Source organism: Microbacterium sp. NPDC057944 (assembly GCF_042887445.1).
Taxonomy (GTDB): Bacteria; Actinomycetota; Actinomycetes; order Actinomycetales; family Microbacteriaceae; genus Microbacterium; species Microbacterium natoriense.
In genome coordinates, this window is sequence record NZ_JBHVPJ010000002.1 from 664,397 (window position 1) to 683,135 (window position 18,739).

Consider the following 18,739-nt stretch of genomic DNA (forward strand, 5'->3'; position numbering starts at 1 on the left):
GGAGCTCAGCCGACACTTTCCGGGTGAGAGACACCGAACGGAAGAACGATGCCCGTACAGACGAGTGATCAGAAGTGGGCGGCGAAGGCCGCTGGAGGCGACGAGAGCGCCTTCCGCGAGCTCTACCGCGCCTACATCCGCCCGGTCTACTGGATCGCCCACGGCATCCTCGGCTCCGCACCGGATGCCGAGGACGTGGCCCAGGAGACCTTCGTCGCCGCGTGGCGGAAGCTCCCCGGCTTCGAGCTGCAGGGAGAGTCGATCCTGCCCTGGCTCGCGACGATCTGTCGCTTCCAGGCCGCGAATCGGCTGCGCCAGAAGCGACGGGACCAGGCCCACACCGCGGAGGCGATGGACGAGAACCTGCCGGCGACGGTCAGTGTCGAGGACCAGGTGATCACCTCGGCGCTCGCGGAGCGGATCGCGCAGGAGGTGGGCTCGCTGAGCGAGCTCGATCGCGAGATCTTCCGCCTGTGCGCCGCCGAGGGTTACGCCTACCAGGCCGCCGCGGAGGAGCTGGGCGTCAGTCACGCCGTGGTTCGGAACCGTCTCTCGCGAGTGCGCACCCAACTGCGCGGTGCCGTCAAGGAAGCGAGCGAGGCATGACCGACAACACCACCACCCCAGACCTCCCCGAGCTGTCGGATGCCGCGATCGCACGCATCGAGTCGGCCGTGTTCAACGAGATCGAGAGCGAGCGCGCCCCCAGGAGGACGCCCGCGGAGCGCTCGCGTGCGCGCCGTCGCGGATGGCTCACCGGCGCAGGGGTCGCCGCGGCCTTCGCCGTCGGCGTCCTCGTGACGCCCCCGATCCTCTCCGCCGTCGGCGGGTCGGCATCGAGCACGGCGGACGGCGCGATCTACTCCAACGGAGTGGCGTCGGACACCTCCGGCGGCTCGCAGGACAAGAGCACCGAGCTCGCCCCAGGGACCGCTCCCGACGGCGCCCTGCAGAGCGCCGATGCCGGAACCGGTCGCGAGATCATCGCGACCGCCGACGCGACCGTGCAGGTGAAGGACATCGCGAAGGCCGCCGAGAGCATCGCCGCGCTCGCGGAGAAGCACGGCGGCTTCGTGGAGAGCACCCAGATCGGCAAGGGCGGAGGCGTCGTGTACGACACGACTCAGCCGGCCGCACCCGATGACGGCGGCTACGGCTGGATCAGCATCCGCGTCCCCTCGTCCGACCTCACCGCGGTCATCGACGCCCTGTCGGAGTCGGGAGAGGTGCTGTCGACGTCGATCTCGAAGCAGGACGTCACGTCGACGGCCATCGACCTCCGCGCTCGCGTCGATGCGACCAAGACCTCCGTGCAGCGACTCACCGAGCTGATGGCGCAGTCGGGGTCCGTGTCCGAGCTCATCGAGGCCGAGGTCGCGCTGACAGATCGTCAGGCGCAGCTCGAGTCCTACGAGCAGCAGCTCGCATCCCTCGAGGATCAGATCGCGATGTCGACGCTGCAGGTGCAGCTCACCCGCGCCTCCGCTCCGACGACGGCGGACCCCGCAGGGTTCGGCGACGGGCTCCTCGCCGGCTGGAACGGCCTCGTAGTCTCCCTGAACGCCCTCGTCATCGCGATCGGGTTCATCCTCCCCTGGCTCGGGATCGCCGCGATCGTCGTGCTGCTCGTGTGGCTGATCCGGCGTGTGCGCCGCTCGCGCCGAACGGCAGCATCGGACGCCACCGCCGACGAAGGCTGAGAAGCAGCATCCGAAGAAGCCGTTCCCGCACGGGCGGGAGCGGCTTCTTCGTTGTCTTTCCGGGGTATACAAGAAGTCTTGTGCGTCTCTGCATCCGCCTCTAGCGTTGCATCCCGTGGAAGACATCTCCGTGATCACCGCCGTGCATCACCCACTGCGCCGGCGCATCTACGACTATCTGCTGCTCTACGGGGCGTCTCAGGTCACGACGCTGGCCCGCACGCTCCACAGCCAGGTGGGCAGCATCAGCCACCATCTCCGGATGCTCGAGCGCGCAGGAGTCGTGGAACGCGCGGACGACCCGACCGGCGACGGGCGGACCAGCTGGTGGAAGCTCGCGCGCAGAGGGTTGACGTGGTCGGCGGATGACTTCGCCGACTCCCCCGCCGACGCCCTCCTCGCTCGCGAGGCGCAACGCCAGGGCATCCGCATGCAGATCGAACGCCTGCAGCGCTGGCACCGCAGGCACGGCGATCCCGCGATGGCCGCCTACGACGGCTCGAACACCGAGACGACGGCGTGGGCCTCTCCCGACGAGCTGCGCGATCTGAGCACCAGGCTGCTCACGACGCTGCGGGAGTGGCAGGGGTCGATCGACCTCGACGACGGCCAGGAGCGCACGCCGGTCTTCTTCTTCGCCCACGCGTTCCCCACGGAGCCCTGATGACCACGGCAGAGCCTCGCCAGCTCGTCGAACCTCCCGAGTTCCGGCGCGACGCCCGTGTTCACGCCTGGATCGGCGTCAAAGCCCTCTCCGACGCCGGAGACGCGCTGTGGAGCATCGCCCTCGCGTGGACGGCCGTGCAGATCGCCTCTCCCGCCGTCGCAGGGCTCGTCGTCGCCGCGGGCACGGTGCCGCGCGCGCTCGTCCTGCTCTTCGGCGGCGTGCTCGCAGACAGGGCGAACGCGCGGAGAGTGATGATGCTGTTCAACGCGCTGCGCGTCGTCGTGCTGATCGCGGTCGCGCTGTGGGTCCTGGCGGAACCTCCTTCCATCGCCGTGCTACTGTTCGCCGCCATCGCGTTCGGGGTGTGCGACGCCTTCTACGAGCCGTCGGCCGGCACCATCGCGCGGCAGCTCGTGCGGCCATCGGATCTGCCTGCGTACGGCGCCGTGGCGCAGACCGCCTCCCGCCTCGGCACGATGGCGGGCGCCGCGGCGGGCGGTGTGCTGGTGGCGTACGCCGGGCTCGGCGGGAGCGCGACGGCGAACGCGCTCACCTTCACACTCGTCGTCGCGTTCATCGCGATCTGGCTGCGGCCGCGCTTCGCCCTCGCTCGAGCGCCCAGGGAGTCGGCGCTGCGCGGCATCGCTCAGGGCTTCGCCCATCTGGGGCAGAACCCGACGACCCGCACCCTGGTGCTGGCGCTCTCCGGTCTGAATCTGGCCGTCGGCCCCGCCGTCGGCATCGGACTCGCTCTGCGCGCCCACGAGCAGCACTGGGGTGCACAGGCGGTGGGGCTCTTCGAGGCGCTCCTCGGACTCGGCGCCGCGCTCGGCGCGATCTCGGTGGCACGCTGGCGACCGCGCAGAGAGGCGCGAGGCGGGTTCTGGGCGCTCGTCGTGCAGGGCGCGGCGATCATCGCTCTGGGCCTCGGTCCGCTGTGGTCAGTCGCCGCCGCCGCATTCGTGATCGGATGCACGGCGGGATACGCCTCCGTCCTGCTCAGCGCGACGTTCTCGGCGACCGTCGACACGGCCTATCTCGGTCGCATGAGCTCCCTGACCCGGCTCGGCGACGACTGCCTGATGCCGCTCGCCATGGCCGCCTTCGGGCTGATCGCGTCGTCGGCCGTGTGGCTGCCGTTCGCCCTGTTCGGCGGAGGGATGATGGCGCTGATGATCCTGCCGCTGCGCAATCCGCTGTTCCGTGCCCTGTCGCTCCGCCCCGCGGCGGCGTGAGGCGCCACGGCATCCCCGTCACGCGACGACGCCCACCCGGACGGCGAAGAGACCGACGCAGGAGCACTCCACCCGGAGACGACGAAAGCCCTCGGAGAACCGAGGGCTTTCGTGTGTTGTGTGACCCCAGCGGGATTCGAACCCGCGTTACCGCCGTGAGAGGGCGGCGTACTAGGCCGCTATACGATGGGGCCGTCTTGCGGAGCGTTTCCGTCCCGCGACAACTGTTCAAGTATGCCACGACGATTCTCGCGTCGCCAAATCGGGGCCGCACCGACCAGAATCCCGGGCGTGGCGCACGCTCGCGAATCCGGTTTGCCCCCGACGCGGAACAGGAGTTGACTCATCCCATGCGCGTCACGAAGTACGAACATGCCACCCTCCGCATAGACGAGAACGGCGAGACCCTCCTGATCGATCCGGGCTCGTTCACCGCTCCCCTCGACGACCTCGGCGATCTCGTCGCCGTGGTGCTCACCCACGAGCATCCAGACCATTGGACTCCCGAGCACCTCGATCGCATCCTGCGCGCCGCACCGGGAACGCCGATCTTCGCTCCCTCCGGCGTCGCACGAGCCGCGGACGGTTACGAGATCACCGAGGTGACTCCGGGCGACACCGTTCAGGCAGGACAGTTCACGCTCAGGTTCTTCGGCGGACGGCACGAGGTGATCCACTCCTCCCTCCCCCTCGTCGAGAACGTCGGAGTGCTCGTGAACGACGACTTCTACTACCCCGGCGACTCCTACGCGGTGCCGGAGGGCGTCGAGGTCGGCACTCTGGCCGCGCCGCTGGGCGCCCCCTGGCTGAAGATCGGCGAGGCGATGGACTACGTCCTGGCCGTGAAGCCCCGTCGCGCCTTCGGCACCCACGACATGACCCTCTCGGTCGCGGGGAAGACCATGCACCGGCAGCGCCTGCAGTGGGCGACCGAGCAGAACGGCGGCGAGTTCTTCGTGCTCGAGCCGGGCGAGTCCCTCGACCTGTGAGCGTCAGACGACTTCTGCCGGCTCCGACGGCGCGGTTGCGATTCCGTGAGATGGCACTCGACGATCTCGACGACATGGCGGCACTGCTGGGAGACCCTGAGGTCATGTCGTTCTACCCGGCACCGAAGAGCCGTGCCGAGTCCCTCGACTGGATCGAGCGGATGCAGCTCGGGTATGCGGAGCACGGGCATGCGCTCTGGATCATCGAGACGCACGACGGCGCGTTCATCGGGGACTGCGGGATCACCTGGCAGTCGTACAACGCGGTGTCCGTCCGCGAGGTGGGCTATCACGTCCGCAGGGATCAGCAGCGCAAGGGATACGCGACGGAAGCCGCTCTCGCGTGCGTCGAGCTGTTCCGTCAGGAGTGCGCGCCAGGCGTGCTGACCGCGATCATCCATCCTGACAACGACGCGTCCCGCGGGGTCGCGGAGAACCTCGGCATGACGCACATCGCTGACGATCACGCCCACCCCTGGATCGTTCGCACGGTCATGGGGATGGACGTGTCGCCCGTCTAGCTCTGCGCTGCCCGTACCCGCAGATCGCGGGCGAGGTGGTCCCTCTGCTCCACGACGATCCGGGTCAGCGCCGCCGGCGCGTCCTCGTTCTGTGCGAGCCAGGCGTCGACGAGGTCGAGGGATTCCGTCGCGGGGAACAGTCCGACCACGAGCCGCTGGGCGAGCTCGATGCTGCGGGTACGCCATGCGTCGGCGATGCGGGAGAAGTACTCCTCGTCGAACTCTGCGATGAGGTCGCGGCGTCCACCGGCGCGGAACCCGCCGATCGACGCATCGAGATGATCGTTGCTGAGGGTCAGATCGTTCCAGGCCGCATCCCAGGCGGCTGCGCGCACCGAGGCGCTCGGACGCGATGCCAGCGCACGGCGCGCCGCCGTGCGGCCGCTCCCCGTGTCATCGCGCTGCTCTTCGGCGGCGATGTCGTCGGCGGTGGCGTGACCCGTGGCCGCCAGTGCGGTGAGCAGCTGCCAGCGTAGGTCAGGATCGATCGTCAGGCCCTCCGGGGACTCGCCGTCCAGCATCGCGCGCACCTCGACGTGACGGGCGTCGTCCAGCACGGATGCCGTCGCGAGCGCTCGTGCCCATGAGAGCTGCGCGTCGCTTCCCGCGCCGGCCGCGCTCATCGTGCGCCAGGTGCACTCGGTCCATGCGCGCTGCTCCTCATCGCGACGCGCATCCGAGACGAAGTGGCGGAGGGCGAACGTCGCGTTGGCGAGGATCCCGGCAAGGAGTCCGACGTTGGGCTCACCGGGGGCATGATCACGCACGATCGCCAGGTAGCGGGCGGCGTCCAGTTCGCCGTCTCGCGTCGCATTCCACAGCGACGACCAGATGAGCGCCCTCGCGAGGGGATCCTCCACGGAGGACAGCGAGGACGCGACGGTCGCGAGCGACTTCTCGTCGAGCCGTGCCTTCGCATAGGTCAGGTCGTCGTCATTCACGATGACGAGCTCCGCATCCGGCAGCTCGAAGGGCGTGCGCTCCTCGGCGATGTCGAGCGCCGTCTGCCCGGTGCGCACCAGTCGGCCGTCGCTCCAGCCATACGCCCCGACACGAAGGCGATGCGGGCGCGGATCGCTCTGCACGAGCACCCTGCGTCCGTCGGCGTCGGTCTCGAGGTGGAGGGTCGACACGCCGGACGTTTCCAGCCACGCGCGAGACCATCCCCTCATGTCGCGCCCTGACACATCGCTCAGCTGCACGAGGAAGTCGTCGAGCGTCGTATTGTCGAAGGCGTTCGCGGCGAAGTATCTGCGCGCACCCTCGAAGAACGCGTCGTCCCCGACGAAGGCGACCAGCTGCTTGAGCACCGCAGCGCCCTTGGCGTAGGTGATGCCGTCGAAGTTCAGCTTCGCCGCTTCCAGATCGGTGATGTCGGCCACGATCGGATGCGTGGTCGGCAGCTGGTCCTGCTGGTACGCCCACGCCTTGCGGTTGGCGGCGAACTTCACCCAGGCGTCGTGGAACCGGGTGGCGGCGGCCGAGGCGTGGGAGCCCATGTAGTCGGCGAACGACTCCTTGAGCCACAGGTCGTCCCACCACTTCATGGTGACGAGATCGCCGAACCACATGTGCGCCATCTCGTGGAGGATCGTGTTGGCGCGAGCCGCGCGCTGCGCGTCCGTCGCGGCCCCGCGGGAGAGATACGACTCGGTGAAGGTGACGAGGCCGGGGTTCTCCATCGCGCCGAGGTTGTACTCGGGCACGAAGATCTGGTCGTACTTGCCCCAGGGGTACGGGTACGCGAACGCGTCGGTGAAGAAGTCGAGCCCCTGCCGCGTGATCTCGAGGATCTCGTCCGATTCGAGGTGCTGCGCGAGCGAGCGGCGCACGAAGACCCCCAGCTCGATGCGCTGATCGTCGCGAGCCCATTCGCCGTCGACGCGCGCGTAGGGACCGGCGGCCACGGACGTGATGTAGCTGGAGATCGGAAGGGTCGGAGCGAACTCGACACGCTGGACGCCGACGCCGACGTCGACCTTCTCCGGGGACTGATTCGACAGCACCTCCCACCCCGCAGGAGCGTCCACCACGAACGTGTAGGACGCCTTCATGTCGGGCTGCTCGAAGCACGCCATGACACGACGGGAGTCGGCCGGCTCGTACTGCGTGTAGAGGTAGGTGTGCTGGTCGACGGGGTCGTGGAAACGATGCATCCCCTCCCCGGAGCGGCTGTAGGCGCCGACGGCGTCGACGATCAGGAGGTTCGTCGAGGAGAGACCTCGCAGTCGGATGCGCGCGCCGTCGAAGTCGACGTCCACCTCGCTGCCGTTGAGCTCGACACGATCGACGGACTCCCCGATGAAGTCCAGCCAGGTCTCCCCCGTCGTCGCCTCGAACTCGACGATCGTCCTCGTCGGGAATCCGGTGCGGGCGCGCTCCGGCGCTCCCGTGAGGTCGAGTTCGACGCGGATGCTGCGCACGGTGACCGCTGCGGATCGCGCTGCGGTCTCCTCGCGGGTGAGGTTGGCTGTGTCCATGCCTCCATCCTGTCATCTGACGCCGGAGGCTATTCCTCCCGCGATCGCGACGGCGGCGATGATGCCGACGATGATCCAGCCGGCGACCGCGAGGTAGCCCAGCACCAGTCCGGTGATCGCGAGACCGGCGCCGGCATCCCCGCGCTCGCGGATCTGACGGAGGGCGATGTGTCCCAGGATCACCGGGAGGATCGCGAATCCGCAGATGCCGAGGACGAGGGTCGCGATGGCGAGACCGTTGGTCGGTCGAGGCGCCGGGACGGCGGGGTTCAGGGGGGCGGCGGGCGGTACCGGCGCGGCAGGTGTGGTCATGCTTCCAGCGTACGAACGAGAGCACCGCTCGTGGTCGCGCCGCTGTCGCAGTCCTGTCGCGGTCCTGCGACAATCCCTCAGTTGCGGAATGCAACATACGAGCGTAGCGTTGCATAAGACAACAGGAGGTCGAGATGGACACCAGGAGGAACGACAGTGCGACGGTCCTGCGCAGCCTCGTCGCGATCTCCCGCCGCGGTCTGGTCGATGCGAGCTTCGGCGACGCCCCGCTCTCGATCACCGATCAGTCGATCGTGATGGCCATCGCCGAGCGGCCCGGCATCCGCTCGATCGACATCGCCAGGATGTTCCGCTTGAACCGCTCGACGGTGTCACGGCAACTCGCCGGACTCATCGCGCTCGGCATCGTGCGCGACACCGCTCCTCCGTCCGGCCGAGGGCGCCCGCTCGAACTCACACCCGAGGGGATGGATGCGTATCGCGGCACCCTCGGAGCCCTCCAGCAGATCATCGACCAGCACCTCGCCCGCTGGACGGATGCCGAGGTGTCCCGCTTCGCGCACGACCTCGAGCGATTCGATCGAGGCGACGCCTGAACTCCGGCCGACACGGCCGCCCCAGAGACCCACGAGGTCGCAACAGAAGGAAGAGAAATGAAGAACATCACCGTTCTCGGCACCGGCGTGCTCGGATCGCAGATCGCGTTCCAGACCGCCTTCCACGGATTCGACGTCGTCGCCTACGACATCGATCAGCCTGCGCTCGACCGTGCGGCCGACCGGTTCCGCGGCCTCTCCGCCCGCTACACCGCCGACGGCGTCGCGGGAGCGGCCGACGGCGGCGCCGACGCAGCGATCAGCCGCATCCGGCTCTCCTCGGATCTCGCCGACGCGGCGCGTGACGCGGACCTGATCATCGAGGCCGTTCCCGAGAACCTGGAGCTCAAGCAGGGCATCTACCGTACCCTCGCCGAGACGGCCCCCGCGAAGACGATCTTCGCGACCAACTCCTCGACGCTGCTGCCCAGCGACATCGTGGACTCGACAGGACGCCCCGACCGGTTCCTCGCCCTCCACTTCGCCAATGAGATCTGGGCCCACAACACGGCGGAGGTCATGGGGACCCCCGCGACCGACCCCGCCGTCTACGCCGAGGTCGTCGAGTTCGCCGCGCAGATCGGCATGGTCCCGATCGAGATCAAGAAGGAGAAGGCGGGCTACCTGCTGAACTCGCTCCTGGTGCCGTTCCTGCAGGCGGGCGCGGAGCTGCTCGTCGACGGGATCGCCGAGCCCGCCGCGATCGACGCCACCTGGCGCATCGGGACAGGGGCTCCGAAGGGGCCGTTCGAGATCTACGACATCGTAGGCCTCACGACCGCGTACAACATCTCCCGAATGGGCGGAGAGAAGCAGCAGCGCTTCGCAGACCTGCTGAAGGAGCAGTACATCGACAAGGGCAAGCTGGGCATCGCCACCGGCGAGGGCTTCTACACGTACCCTCGCGAGAGCTGAGTCGCGGCATCCGCTCCGTCGGGCCGGTCGTCGCGTTTCGTGCGGCGACCGGCCCGACGCGCATCAGCCGAGGAGCCGGCGTATCGCCGTCTCGGGTGCCACCGACAGGTCGAGCGTCCTGCCGCGCGCGTACTCTCGGAACACCCGTGGGTCGATGTAACTCCCCCGCGCCACCGCGACGGTGTTCCCGAGCGCTGCGGCCGTCGCCTGCACGGCGAGCCTCTCGGCCCGTCGTCGCTCCTGACGCGCGTCGAGCACACCGATCCTCGCCAGGGCGTCGGCGGCGAGGATCGTGCCGTGGAGCGTGCGGAAGTCCTTCGCCGAGTACGCGGCGCCGGCGATCTCCCTCAGGTAGCTGTTGATCTCGCCTGACGTGATCCTGACGCGGCGACGCCCCTTGCGATAGGCGAGCAGCGCCGAGCGAGGCGATCCGGCGGAGAACTCCGCGATCGCGTCCGCGAGGTCGGCGTCGTCGACCTCGATCGCCGCGATCCGACCGCTCTTCGCGGGGAAGCGGAGAGACACCCTCGCGCCGTCCACCCGCACGTCCCGCCGCTGCAGGGTGCTGAGCCCTCGGCTTCCGTGCGTTCTCAGATAGCGCTCCGACCCGATGCGCAGCGCCGCGTCGTCGAGCAGGCGGAACGCGACGGCAAGCGCTCGCTCGCGCGTGAGACCCTCGGCCCGCAGAGCCCCGGTGGCGCGCCGTCTCGCGAGCGGCAGCGCCTCGGCCAGCATCAGCGCTCGGGAGAACTTGCGACGATCACGGCGAGTGCGCCACAGCGGGTGGTAGAGATACTGTCGCCGCCCCGCATCGTCGACGCCCACCGCCTGGATGTGGGCATGCGGATCAACAGCGATCCAGACATCCGTCCAAGCCGGCGGGATCACGAGCTCGCGGATGCGCGTGCGATCCTCATCCCCCGCCGTTTCGCCCTGCGCGTCGAGATAGCGGAACCCGCGCCCCGCACGCACTCTGCAGAACCCGGGGTCCTCTCCGGGCACGACCCGCACCAGCGTGACCATGCGCACTCCCTCCGCCCGAGCTCCTCCGCCGACCTTGCCCCGTCTTCCCGGGCGCCGTGAAGGGCGTGGCGCGCAGCGAGAGGTCGTGCTAGGCGCCGCGCTTCTCGGGTGCGGCGAAGACCGCGCGCATGTGATCACTCGTGAGGAAGTCGGCGATGCCGATCATGATCAGACTGAACACGATCTGCTCGGTCACCATCCACAGCGGGTACAGGCCGGGGATCGCCGCCAGCACCAGGGTGATCACGGGGAAGATCTGGGCGAACAGCCTCAGACGCAGGTACGCCCAGCGCCATCCGAGCGACGCCCGCCATGCGAAGTAGAACAGGGTCGCCGTCATCGCGAGCACGACCAGCGTGCGCATCCACACCGAGAACGGCACGGGCTCGCCCTGCGTCGCGAGGATCAGCGCCACGACCACGGCCCCCACCCCGAGCACCAGCTCGACGACGAGCAGCCAGATGATCCAGGTGAACGCGCGTCGCGTCCGAGGATGCGTCCGGTCCCCCTCGTCGATCGCGTAGCCGGCCTGACGCCCGCCCGCGATGCGGTCCAGGCGGAGGAACAGGGATTCGAGAGGCATACGCGAAGCCTATTCCGGGCCGATCTCTCCCCCATCGTCCGAACGATGGAGATCAGTGGATGCCGTGCGTCGACCTGCTCATCAGGGCGAGGCCGAGCGCTGCGACGAGCGCACACAGGGCAGGCGCGAAGAAGACGAGCGGCAGCCCGACCGCCGACACTCCCAGACCGCCGATGAGACCGCCGAGCGCGCTCGAGATGGCCGGGGAGCTCATGAACACCGCCGACGCCGTCGCAACCGCCTGCGGGAGGAGGCGTTGAGCCACGATCACCCCGAGTCCGGCGAACACTCCCCAGACCCCGCCCATGAGGACCTGCCCGGCGAACATCCCCGCTGCGCTCGGCATGGTGGCGAAGCAGACGTTCGCCAGCACTCCGAAGAGCGCGCCGAGAACCATGAGCCGCATCATGCCGACGCGCCGGGCGACGACGACGGCCACCGGCATGAGGATGAGCTCGACGAGCGGCTGGATGCCGATCACCGCCCCGCTGACGACCGCAGGCAGATGCAGCTGCTGGTTCATGTAGATCGGCAGATACGCGTACTTGATGGGCTCTCCCGCGTACACGAGCACATACAGTCCGGTGAAGGCGAGGAGGGGCAGCATCGCGCGCAGCCCCGGGGCCGCAGTCGACGGGGCGGATGCTCCGGCCGGATCATGCCGATGAGGCTCGCGCATCACGCCGAACGGGATGACCTGAGCGATCGATGCACACGCGGCGACGATCAGCATGGCGCGGTAGCCGAACTGCGCGGCGACGAAGGCGCCGAACACCGGTCCGACCACCCAGCCGGCCGTCAGCGACATGCGGATGAGCGACACCACCCCGTCCGCCCCCGGGGTCTTGCGAGCCTGGAGCTCGTCGTAGACCGCCGCGAAGAGCTGCGACACGGATGCACCGGCGAATCCGAGCACGATCGCGGCGACGACGAACGGCACCCAGACCTCGGTCGCGAAGGCGATGAGCATCCATCCGACGAAGCCGGCCGTCGCGCAGATGCGGAAGAGGGCGAGACGCACTCCGGTGCGATCGGAACGCCGGCCGATGAGGTAGCCGGCTATCGGGGCGGTGAGGTTCGTCAGGTAGTAGAGCCCTGCGACGGTGAGAGATGCGTGCAGCTCGTTCACGAGGAACATCGCGATCTGCGGCGCGACGGCGGCCATGCCGAGCCCCGACAGGAACATCGCGATCGTCGCACCGCGCAGCAGCGGGGAGGCGAAGACGACGCGGAGCGGGCGCGCTCCGTCGAGGTCCGTGGATGACGCCGTCGTCATGTCGATCTCCATGAATACTTAATGCCGTTCGTTTTTCATGATGCTAGCACGGCACCCCGTTCAGACGGTTCATCGAACCTCCCCTGGGCCGCCATCAGCTGCGGTGCTAGTTTGTGCGGATGACCGACGTCGCCCTCATCACCGGAACCTCCTCAGGCATGGGCCTGTTCACCGCCGTCGAACTCGCGAAACGAGGGCTGCAGGTCGTCGCGACCCTGCGCGACACCGGTCGATCGGATCGCCTTCGCGCCGCCGCAGCCACTGCGGGTGTCGACCTCGACATCCGCGCGCTCGACGTCGTCGACCATGCCGCCGCCGCAGAGCTCGTCGACGCGGTGACGCGCGATCACGGGGGCATCGACCTACTCATCAACAACGCAGGCCAGGGCAACGTCGGCACCGCCGAGCTGCTGCCCATGTCGCAGATCCGCTCCCAGCTCGAGGTCAACTACCTGGCGCCGGTCAACCTCACCAAGCTCGTGCTCCCCGGCATGCGCGAGCGCGGACGAGGGAGGATCCTCACGGTGACGAGCGTCGGGGGCGCCGTAGGGCAGCCGTTCGCCGACGCCTACTGCGGTGCGAAGTTCGCGGTCGAGGGCTTCATGCAGTCTCTCGCGGTGGTCGCCGAGCGGTTCGGCGTCCAGGTCGGGGTCATCGAGCCGGCGGCGGTCGCGAGCGAGTTCGTCGCGAACGTGGAACGGCCTTCGGAGGCGGGCCCGTACACTCCGCTGCTCGCCGCGTACATCGCGCGCTCCACGGGCGCGTTCGCCAACGCGCAGTCCGCAGAGAGCGCCGCGGTCGCGATCGCCGACGCGGCGACAGCGCAGGACTTCCGGTTCCGCACCCAGACCTCGCCCGGTGCGACCGCCTTCGTGAGCACCTCGCTGGCGGATGCCGACGGCGAACGCGTCCTCGGTTTCACTCGACCCTGGATCGGCTGATCTCCGTCACGCGTCGACGGTCACGCCGTTCGCCGCCTGCGGAACGACCCGCTCGAGCGCGAGCGCGAGGAGGCAGACGATCAAGGCGCCGGCGACCATCACGCCGATGAACCAGCCGCCCAGCCCCTCCCCGAGCATGACCCCGGCGACGAGAGGCCCCGTGATCGCGCCGCCCTGGAACGCCGCCGCGTTGATCGCGTTGTAGCGTCCGCGCGTCCTGTCGCTGGCGAGATCGTTGTAGATCGCAGGGACGGTCGGCTGCAGCATGGTCTCGCCGAACGCGAAGACCCCCATGTACGCGATCACGCCGATCGCCGCCGCGAGGGTACCGGGGAGGAAGCCCGTGGCGCCGAGGATGATCCAGGACGCCGCCCAGATCAGCGCCATCACCTGCATCACGCGGGTGCGTCGCCTGCCGTTGATGAGCTTGAGCACCGCGAACTGCAGCAGCACGATCACCGCCGTGTTGACGGCGAACGCGAAGCCCACGACCTGCGTGGAGACGCCGGAGACCTGCCGCGCGAAGGCCGGGAACCCCGCCTCCATCTGGCCGTAGCCGATGAACACGGAGATGAACGTCAGAAGAGTGAGCCAGAGCACAGCCGGACGCCGCAGGATCTCGCGGTACCCGCCGGACTTCGCCTCGCCGTCGGACTCCTCCGAGTGGGTGCGGACGTTGCGCAGCGGGCCCAGCAGCAGACCGAGCGGGATGAGGCATGACAGCGCGTCGACGAGGAAGATAGCGGTGAACGTGCCCGGGTCGTCGACGTTCACGAAGAACCCGCCGATCACTCCGCCGACCCCGATGCCGAGGTTGACGAGGGCGAAGTTGACGCCGAAGTACTGCTGGCGCACCTCGCCATCGACGACGGCTGCGATGAGGGCGTTGAATCCGGGCCACGAGACGCCGAAGTTCACACCGATCAGCATGACCGCGACCGTCGCGACCGCAGGGTGGGTGGCGAAGGCGAGCAGCACGCACCCGGCGATCATGGCGAGAAGCCCGACGATCAGGACGCGTTTCGCCCCGATGCGGTCGATCAGCGTGCCTCCCGGCCCCGTCACCACGAGACCGGTGATGGCGATGAGACTCATCAGCGCGCCGGAGAAGCCGAGGTCGAACCCGCGCACCTCGTGCAGATAGATGATCGTGAACGGCAGCGTCAGCCCGCGTCCGAGCGTCTGGATCGCGACGGTGGACAGCAGCCATCGCCCCTCGACGGGCAGGGCGTTCCAGAAGCTTCTCATTCCGACCACCCGTGCATTCTTCCGGATGCCGGGGACATTCTCGGACCACGCCGGATTGTCCACGCTGTCCCCTGTCTGAGATCATCCTGAGTATGGCCATGTCTTTCGAGGATTTCCGCGCATCACTCCTGAACGCCGATCAGCGGGCAGCGCTGGGGATCCAGCTGTCGGACGCCGACGCCCAGCTCGTCGTCGCCGATCCGGCATCCGCGCAGAACTGGTACGGATACTGGCTCTCCACGCTCCCGCAGACCCCGCCCCCTCCTGCCGCGCCCGCGCCGGCTCCGCAGCCGACGCCCGCCGCCGAGACGACGCAGCAGCCCGTGCCGTCGCCCGAGCCGCAGTATGCCGCCACGTTGCCGTACGAGGCGACCCCTGCACCCTTCCCCGGCGACGCTCAGCAGACTCTCCCGATCCACGACACCGCCGTCCACGATCTGCAGCAGCCGACCGCCTACGCCGCGGCGTCTCCGTACCCCGGCTACGCTGCATCGCCCGCGGAAGCCCCTGCGAAGAAGTCGCGCGTCGGGCTCTGGGTCACGCTCTCGATCCTGTTCGCACTGATCCTGATCGCCGTGGTCGTGGTGGTCTTCGCGCTCGTGACCGCGCGGCACTGGGTCAAGACCGACGTGGCGGCGCAGCCCGAGACGTTCCACAGCGAGGAGTACAAGACCGGAAGCTACGACGTCACGATGGACACGGTGGACCCCTGCTGGGTCGACCAAGACTGGACCGACTGCATCAACGCGATGGCGGCGCAGTACGACGCCAACTGCGCGGGCGTCACCCTGACCGACACCGCGACCTCCCTCTGCAGCGACTACCTCGCCGAGATCGATCGCATGAGGGCCGAGGACACGGGAGACTTCATCGTGGCGACGCTCGGCGGCTGGGGCAGCCTCCACCGCACCGAGGAGGTCTCGACCAGGCAGGTGTCGAACAACGACGACAAGCCGGCCGTGACGCACAAGGCCGTCTGCTACCTGGGCTTCCTCGGAGAGTGCAAATAGCGCCTAGACGCGTGCGATGTCCGCTGCGCCGCGTATCGACTGCGCGGCGACCTGATCGAACGCGTCGATGGAGTGCTCCGCACGCGCCATCGCCACAGCGCCCTCCGTGGAGGCCAGCAGCTGAGCGGCGAACGCGTTCGCCGCTCCCGCTTCGGCCCCGCCGTCGACGAGGAGACGCGCGAGCACGGCCCGCCACTCCCTGAAGAGGTCTCCGGTCTTCGCCCTCAGGGCGCCCTGACCGGCGGATGTGGCGACCGCGAGTAGGGAGCACCCGACCGCGAAGTCCGTGAGCAGGAGCCCCTGCCTCCATCCGTCCACGAAGCTCCTCACGACCTCCTCCGGAGGCCGTCCCGACAGCGCCTCCAGTCGGTCGAACGTACGCGCGATCTGAACGTCGAGGGCAGCTGCGACGAGTTCATCCTTGCCGCCGGGGAAGTGATAATAGATCGAGCCTCTGGGCGCACCCGACCGTGCCAGCACCTCGCTGAACGACGTGGAGCGGTAGCCGTCTTCGGCGAGCAGCCGAATCGCGGCGTCGATCATCGCCTCTCTCGCGTCGGATGCCATGGATCACGCGCCCCCGAGCTTCGCGATCTCCGCGCGCGCCGCACCCACCAGTTCGTCGTTCGTGTGCGCGTGGCCCCAGAGGCCCCAGCCACCCTCGGCCGCTTCTGTGAGCAGGACCCACGTCCTGTCGACGAGCGTCGGATCTCCCGCCGCCTGCGCGACGGCCTCGGTCAACTGCTCCACGACGGCGATCTGCTTGGCCCGATCGAGCGCTCCGGCGTTCGCGAGCACCTGGATGCGGACGTGGTCGTGATCTCCGTCGACGTTGCGGATCGCCCCTGACGGGAGTTCGTGCACGAACGCCGCGGTGTTCTTGCGGAACATCGGAATGTCCGGCACCTGCTCCACGCCCATGACGATCTCGGCGAGCCGACGCGCCAGGACCTGCGGCTCGGCGAGAAGACCCTCGGTCACGTACAGATCGATCATCGGCATGTCGTCCTCCTGAAGAATATGATGCGCGTCATACTATGACGAGCATCATAAGCACGTCAAGCACTGCGCCTCGGCACCGTACCGACATAGTGTGGAGTCGCTGACTGCGACGGAGACGAGGACCGATGACGGAACTGCAGAACACCCTGGATGGCCACATCGCACGCGGCACGGCTCCGGGAATCGTCGTCGCCGACGGCGACCGCTCCGGGTCGATCGCGATCACCTCGTCGGGCGACCTCTCCCCCGACGCCATCGTGCGGATCCAGTCGATGACGAAGCCCGTCGTCGCCGTCGCCGCTCTTCGCCTCGTGCAGGACGGACGTCTCGACCTGGATGCCGCCGTGCAGGACTGGCTCCCTGAACTGCGCGATCGGCGCGTGCTCCGCACCCCGGAGTCACCCCTGGATGACGTCGTCGCGGCGGAGGGTCCGATCACCGTCAGGCATCTGCTCACCAACACCTCCGGGTACGGGATGACGACCACACCATGTCCTCTGCAGGACGCGATGGTCGCGAATCGCACGGAGGCCGGGCAGGAGGCCGTCGAGCTCGGTGCGCAGGACTGGCTCGATGCTCTCGCGACCCTTCCATTGATGTGCGAGCCGGGACGCGGGTGGCGCTACCACCACTCGTTCGGCATCCTCGGCATCCTCCTGTCGCGCCTCGTGGGTCGACCGCTGGAGGAGCACCTCGCGGTCGATGTCTTCGAGCCGCTGGGGATGATCGACACGGGGTTCACCGTCCCGGCCGAGAAGGCCCATCGGCTTCCTGCCGCCTACCGCCACGATGACGAGCAGGGCCTGATCGAGATCGAGCCGGCCGGCGCAGGCTTCTACGTGGCGCCCGCCCCCTTCGATCTCAGTCACGCCGAACTCGTCTCGACGGCCGCCGACTACTCGGCGTTCGCGACAATGCTCGCGAACAGCGGGCGAATCGGAGACGACACGTTCCTGAGCGACGACCTGGCCGCGCAACTGCGCAGCGATCAGGTGCCCGCGTTGGTCAAGACCCCGGACAGCTTCTTCCCGGGGTTCTGGGACGGCATGGGGTGGGGATTCGGCGTCGTCGTGCACACCGAAGGACCGCGCCGCGGACGCTACGGGTGGTCGGGCGGACTCGGCACCGACTTCTTCATCGACGCGGACGGTTCCTTCCGCGTCGTGTTGACGCAGGTCGAGATCGGCGCGCACGTGATGGGTCTCTTCGCAGACCTCAGCTGACCTCGCCGCGCGACGACCCGACGTCCTCGATCAGAGCCAGCTGCGTGCCGTCGAGATCGACGAGATAGGCGATGCGCAGCCCCGAGTTCTCCAGCCGGGGTGCGTGCAGGCGCGGAAACCCCGTCTGCGCGATGGGGATGCCTGCCCCCGTCGCCGCGGCCCAGAGGTCGTCGAGGTCGGCGACACGGATGCTGCAGCGGAACGAGCTCGACTGCGGGTCGAGATCGGGGTACGGGAAGAACTCGAGCTCGACCGTACCCCGTTCGAGGATCAGCCAGCCGTCGTCTCGAAACGTCTCGCGGAAGCCCATCCTCCCGTAGAAGCGACTGGTCGCCGGAAGGTTCCGCGACGGCAGGTTCGGAACGGCGCGGTCCTGATTCATGCCTGACCCCCGTTCTCGACGAGGAGCCGTTCGAGATCCGCGCGCAACGCTGTCGCCCGTTCCGTAACGCGCGGGAGAGCCACGTCGACGATCCGACGCGCCAGCCCCCGATCCCCCACCAGGAGCGCGACGCGCGCCCAGGTGCGCAGCTGCGCCGGATGGAGGTCCCCGTCCGAGGAGCGGCGAGCCTGCTCATGGAAGCCGGCGGGGAAGTCGCTCAGCGATCCGAAGAAGGCGTCCGCTTGTCGCTGCCACTCCGACGCCAGGAAGGCGACGGACTCGGAGGCCTCGGCATCCGTCCGCCCGTACGCGAACTCGGCGTCGGAGGAGTTGCGGAAGCCGGACACGATCGACCCGCGCCACGCGCAGTCGTACTCGCGCATCGACACGACCGGAACGGCATCCCCACCGGCGACGCCCCCGAGCGCCGGCAGGTGGGCGCCGAGGTGGATCTGGAAGACCGCGCTGCGCGGGCGGTGCTGCACCTCCACGACGTGCACGACGGGACCGTCGAGTTCGCGTCGGAGCACGTCGCCCGTGCGGGCGAACCCGGCAGCGGTGAGCAGCGGGAAGAACTGCCTGCGCAGCTCGCTCGTGATGGTCTTGCGATCCATGAAGCACCCCCGGTTCGTCTGCGGTTCAGCTTAGCGATCAGACCCCGCCCGAGAAACGACG

General features: G+C 68.7%; 21 protein-coding genes and 1 tRNA gene. 11 read left to right on the plus strand and 11 right to left on the minus strand.

Features of this window, described 5'->3' with window-relative positions; genetic code table 11:
* The first annotated feature begins 48 nt into the window (after positions 1-48).
* The 4 genes from ACFVRO_RS12615 (at position 49) to ACFVRO_RS12630 (ending at position 3,602) form a co-directional block, all read left to right on the plus strand.
* Positions 49-606, plus strand: coding sequence for an RNA polymerase sigma factor (locus tag ACFVRO_RS12615; protein ID WP_386952775.1), 558 nt, complete (start codon positions 49-51; stop codon positions 604-606).
* Entirely contained in the window at positions 603-1,700 is a 1,098-nt protein-coding gene (locus ACFVRO_RS12620) for a DUF4349 domain-containing protein (protein ID WP_386952778.1), read from the plus strand. Before ACFVRO_RS12615 ends, ACFVRO_RS12620 begins: the two co-directional genes overlap by 4 nt.
* 115 nt (positions 1,701-1,815) lie before the next feature.
* On the plus strand, positions 1,816-2,364 hold the full coding sequence (locus tag ACFVRO_RS12625; protein WP_386952781.1) for an ArsR/SmtB family transcription factor: 549 nt from the start codon (positions 1,816-1,818) through the stop codon (positions 2,362-2,364).
* A complete protein-coding gene (locus tag ACFVRO_RS12630) occupies positions 2,364-3,602 on the plus strand; it encodes an MFS transporter (RefSeq protein ID WP_386952784.1) in 1,239 nt (412 codons plus the stop codon). The genes ACFVRO_RS12625 and ACFVRO_RS12630 overlap by 1 nt, the downstream gene beginning before the upstream one ends.
* 121 nt (positions 3,603-3,723) lie before the next feature.
* Here ACFVRO_RS12630 and ACFVRO_RS12635 read toward each other — a convergent pair.
* Positions 3,724-3,796 (minus strand) — tRNA-Glu (locus ACFVRO_RS12635).
* Positions 3,797-3,952: 156 nt separating this feature from the next.
* Between ACFVRO_RS12635 and ACFVRO_RS12640 the strand changes: the two genes are divergently transcribed.
* Positions 3,953-4,591 (plus strand): MBL fold metallo-hydrolase, encoded by a 639-nt coding sequence (locus tag ACFVRO_RS12640; protein WP_386952786.1) that lies wholly within the window; start codon positions 3,953-3,955, stop codon positions 4,589-4,591.
* Complete coding sequence (locus ACFVRO_RS12645) at positions 4,588-5,112, plus strand: GNAT family N-acetyltransferase (RefSeq protein WP_386952789.1); 525 nt, start codon at positions 4,588-4,590, stop codon at positions 5,110-5,112. The genes ACFVRO_RS12640 and ACFVRO_RS12645 overlap by 4 nt, the downstream gene beginning before the upstream one ends.
* Here the strand turns inward: ACFVRO_RS12645 and pepN are convergent.
* Positions 5,109-7,592, minus strand: coding sequence for an aminopeptidase N (gene pepN / locus ACFVRO_RS12650; RefSeq protein ID WP_386952792.1), 2,484 nt, complete (start codon positions 7,590-7,592; stop codon positions 5,109-5,111). The genes ACFVRO_RS12645 and pepN overlap by 4 nt on opposite strands.
* A 12-nt stretch (positions 7,593-7,604) precedes the next feature.
* Positions 7,605-7,904, minus strand: a complete 300-nt coding sequence (locus ACFVRO_RS12655; RefSeq protein ID WP_386952795.1) for a DUF4190 domain-containing protein — start codon at positions 7,902-7,904, stop codon at positions 7,605-7,607.
* 134 nt (positions 7,905-8,038) lie between these two features.
* Here ACFVRO_RS12655 and ACFVRO_RS12660 point away from each other — a divergent pair, with 134 nt between their 5' ends.
* Positions 8,039-8,461, plus strand: coding sequence for a MarR family winged helix-turn-helix transcriptional regulator (locus tag ACFVRO_RS12660; RefSeq protein WP_386952798.1), 423 nt, complete (start codon positions 8,039-8,041; stop codon positions 8,459-8,461).
* A gap of 57 nt (positions 8,462-8,518) precedes the next feature.
* A complete protein-coding gene (locus tag ACFVRO_RS12665) occupies positions 8,519-9,376 on the plus strand; it encodes a 3-hydroxyacyl-CoA dehydrogenase (protein WP_386952801.1) in 858 nt (285 codons plus the stop codon).
* A gap of 63 nt (positions 9,377-9,439) precedes the next feature.
* Here the strand turns inward: ACFVRO_RS12665 and ACFVRO_RS12670 are convergent, their stop codons facing one another.
* The 3 genes from ACFVRO_RS12670 to ACFVRO_RS12680 all read right to left on the minus strand — a co-directional run bounded on the left by ACFVRO_RS12670 (position 9,440) and on the right by ACFVRO_RS12680 (position 12,270).
* A complete protein-coding gene (locus ACFVRO_RS12670) occupies positions 9,440-10,399 on the minus strand; it encodes a DNA topoisomerase IB (RefSeq protein WP_386952804.1) in 960 nt (319 codons plus the stop codon).
* Positions 10,400-10,487: 88 nt separating this feature from the next.
* Positions 10,488-10,982, minus strand: a complete 495-nt coding sequence (locus ACFVRO_RS12675) for a hypothetical protein (RefSeq protein ID WP_105673305.1) — start codon at positions 10,980-10,982, stop codon at positions 10,488-10,490.
* Between the two features lie 52 nt (positions 10,983-11,034).
* On the minus strand, positions 11,035-12,270 hold the full coding sequence (locus tag ACFVRO_RS12680; RefSeq protein ID WP_386952807.1) for an MFS transporter: 1,236 nt from the start codon (positions 12,268-12,270) through the stop codon (positions 11,035-11,037).
* A gap of 107 nt (positions 12,271-12,377) precedes the next feature.
* Between ACFVRO_RS12680 and ACFVRO_RS12685 the strand changes: the two genes are divergently transcribed.
* Entirely contained in the window at positions 12,378-13,199 is an 822-nt protein-coding gene (locus tag ACFVRO_RS12685; RefSeq protein WP_386952810.1) for an SDR family NAD(P)-dependent oxidoreductase, read from the plus strand.
* 6 nt (positions 13,200-13,205) lie between these two features.
* Here the strand turns inward: ACFVRO_RS12685 and ACFVRO_RS12690 are convergent, their stop codons facing one another.
* On the minus strand, positions 13,206-14,447 hold the full coding sequence (locus ACFVRO_RS12690) for an MFS transporter (RefSeq protein ID WP_386954466.1): 1,242 nt from the start codon (positions 14,445-14,447) through the stop codon (positions 13,206-13,208).
* Between the two features lie 98 nt (positions 14,448-14,545).
* Here ACFVRO_RS12690 and ACFVRO_RS12695 point away from each other — a divergent pair, with 98 nt between their 5' ends.
* Entirely contained in the window at positions 14,546-15,457 is a 912-nt protein-coding gene (locus tag ACFVRO_RS12695) for a hypothetical protein (protein ID WP_386952813.1), read from the plus strand.
* Between the two features lie 3 nt (positions 15,458-15,460).
* Here the strand turns inward: ACFVRO_RS12695 and ACFVRO_RS12700 are convergent, their stop codons facing one another.
* Entirely contained in the window at positions 15,461-16,024 is a 564-nt protein-coding gene (locus ACFVRO_RS12700) for a TetR/AcrR family transcriptional regulator (protein WP_386952815.1), read from the minus strand.
* 3 nt (positions 16,025-16,027) lie between these two features.
* Positions 16,028-16,459 carry a 4-oxalocrotonate tautomerase family protein gene (locus ACFVRO_RS12705; protein WP_386952818.1) on the minus strand — a complete coding sequence of 144 codons (432 nt, stop codon included), beginning with the start codon at positions 16,457-16,459 and terminating at the stop codon, positions 16,028-16,030.
* A 125-nt stretch (positions 16,460-16,584) separates the two neighbouring features.
* On the opposite strand from ACFVRO_RS12705, the gene ACFVRO_RS12710 reads away from it, so the two are divergent.
* Positions 16,585-17,682 (plus strand): serine hydrolase domain-containing protein, encoded by a 1,098-nt coding sequence (locus ACFVRO_RS12710; protein WP_386952821.1) that lies wholly within the window; start codon positions 16,585-16,587, stop codon positions 17,680-17,682.
* On the opposite strand, the gene ACFVRO_RS12715 is transcribed toward ACFVRO_RS12710, so the two are convergent.
* A complete protein-coding gene (locus tag ACFVRO_RS12715; protein ID WP_386952824.1) occupies positions 17,675-18,064 on the minus strand; it encodes a bleomycin resistance protein in 390 nt (129 codons plus the stop codon). The two genes, ACFVRO_RS12710 and ACFVRO_RS12715, sit on opposite strands and share 8 nt — an antisense overlap.
* On the minus strand, positions 18,061-18,678 hold the full coding sequence (locus ACFVRO_RS12720) for a DUF4304 domain-containing protein (RefSeq protein WP_386952827.1): 618 nt from the start codon (positions 18,676-18,678) through the stop codon (positions 18,061-18,063). Before ACFVRO_RS12720 ends, ACFVRO_RS12715 begins: the two co-directional genes overlap by 4 nt.
* Between the last annotated feature and the right edge of the window lie 61 nt (positions 18,679-18,739).

What these genes read in the sequence shown, in the direction of transcription:
- ACFVRO_RS12615 (WP_386952775.1), top strand. Translation starts at nt 49, where the DNA reads ATGCCCGTACAGACGAGTGATCAGAAGTGGGCGGCGAAGGCCGCTGGA.
- ACFVRO_RS12620 (WP_386952778.1), top strand. Translation starts at nt 603, where the DNA reads ATGACCGACAACACCACCACCCCAGACCTCCCCGAGCTGTCGGATGCC.
- ACFVRO_RS12630 (WP_386952784.1), top strand. Translation starts at nt 2,364, where the DNA reads ATGACCACGGCAGAGCCTCGCCAGCTCGTCGAACCTCCCGAGTTCCGG.
- ACFVRO_RS12640 (WP_386952786.1), top strand. Translation starts at nt 3,953, where the DNA reads ATGCGCGTCACGAAGTACGAACATGCCACCCTCCGCATAGACGAGAAC.
- pepN (WP_386952792.1), bottom strand. Translation starts at nt 7,592, where the DNA reads ATGGACACAGCCAACCTCACCCGCGAGGAGACCGCAGCGCGATCCGCA.
- ACFVRO_RS12655 (WP_386952795.1), bottom strand. Translation starts at nt 7,904, where the DNA reads ATGACCACACCTGCCGCGCCGGTACCGCCCGCCGCCCCCCTGAACCCC.
- ACFVRO_RS12660 (WP_386952798.1), top strand. Translation starts at nt 8,039, where the DNA reads ATGGACACCAGGAGGAACGACAGTGCGACGGTCCTGCGCAGCCTCGTC.
- ACFVRO_RS12665 (WP_386952801.1), top strand. Translation starts at nt 8,519, where the DNA reads ATGAAGAACATCACCGTTCTCGGCACCGGCGTGCTCGGATCGCAGATC.
- ACFVRO_RS12670 (WP_386952804.1), bottom strand. Translation starts at nt 10,399, where the DNA reads ATGGTCACGCTGGTGCGGGTCGTGCCCGGAGAGGACCCCGGGTTCTGC.
- ACFVRO_RS12675 (WP_105673305.1), bottom strand. Translation starts at nt 10,982, where the DNA reads ATGCCTCTCGAATCCCTGTTCCTCCGCCTGGACCGCATCGCGGGCGGG.
- ACFVRO_RS12680 (WP_386952807.1), bottom strand. Translation starts at nt 12,270, where the DNA reads ATGGAGATCGACATGACGACGGCGTCATCCACGGACCTCGACGGAGCG.
- ACFVRO_RS12685 (WP_386952810.1), top strand. Translation starts at nt 12,378, where the DNA reads ATGACCGACGTCGCCCTCATCACCGGAACCTCCTCAGGCATGGGCCTG.
- ACFVRO_RS12690 (WP_386954466.1), bottom strand. Translation starts at nt 14,447, where the DNA reads ATGAGAAGCTTCTGGAACGCCCTGCCCGTCGAGGGGCGATGGCTGCTG.
- ACFVRO_RS12695 (WP_386952813.1), top strand. Translation starts at nt 14,546, where the DNA reads ATGTCTTTCGAGGATTTCCGCGCATCACTCCTGAACGCCGATCAGCGG.
- ACFVRO_RS12700 (WP_386952815.1), bottom strand. Translation starts at nt 16,024, where the DNA reads ATGGCATCCGACGCGAGAGAGGCGATGATCGACGCCGCGATTCGGCTG.
- ACFVRO_RS12705 (WP_386952818.1), bottom strand. Translation starts at nt 16,459, where the DNA reads ATGCCGATGATCGATCTGTACGTGACCGAGGGTCTTCTCGCCGAGCCG.
- ACFVRO_RS12710 (WP_386952821.1), top strand. Translation starts at nt 16,585, where the DNA reads ATGACGGAACTGCAGAACACCCTGGATGGCCACATCGCACGCGGCACG.
- ACFVRO_RS12715 (WP_386952824.1), bottom strand. Translation starts at nt 18,064, where the DNA reads ATGAATCAGGACCGCGCCGTTCCGAACCTGCCGTCGCGGAACCTTCCG.
- ACFVRO_RS12720 (WP_386952827.1), bottom strand. Translation starts at nt 18,678, where the DNA reads ATGGATCGCAAGACCATCACGAGCGAGCTGCGCAGGCAGTTCTTCCCG.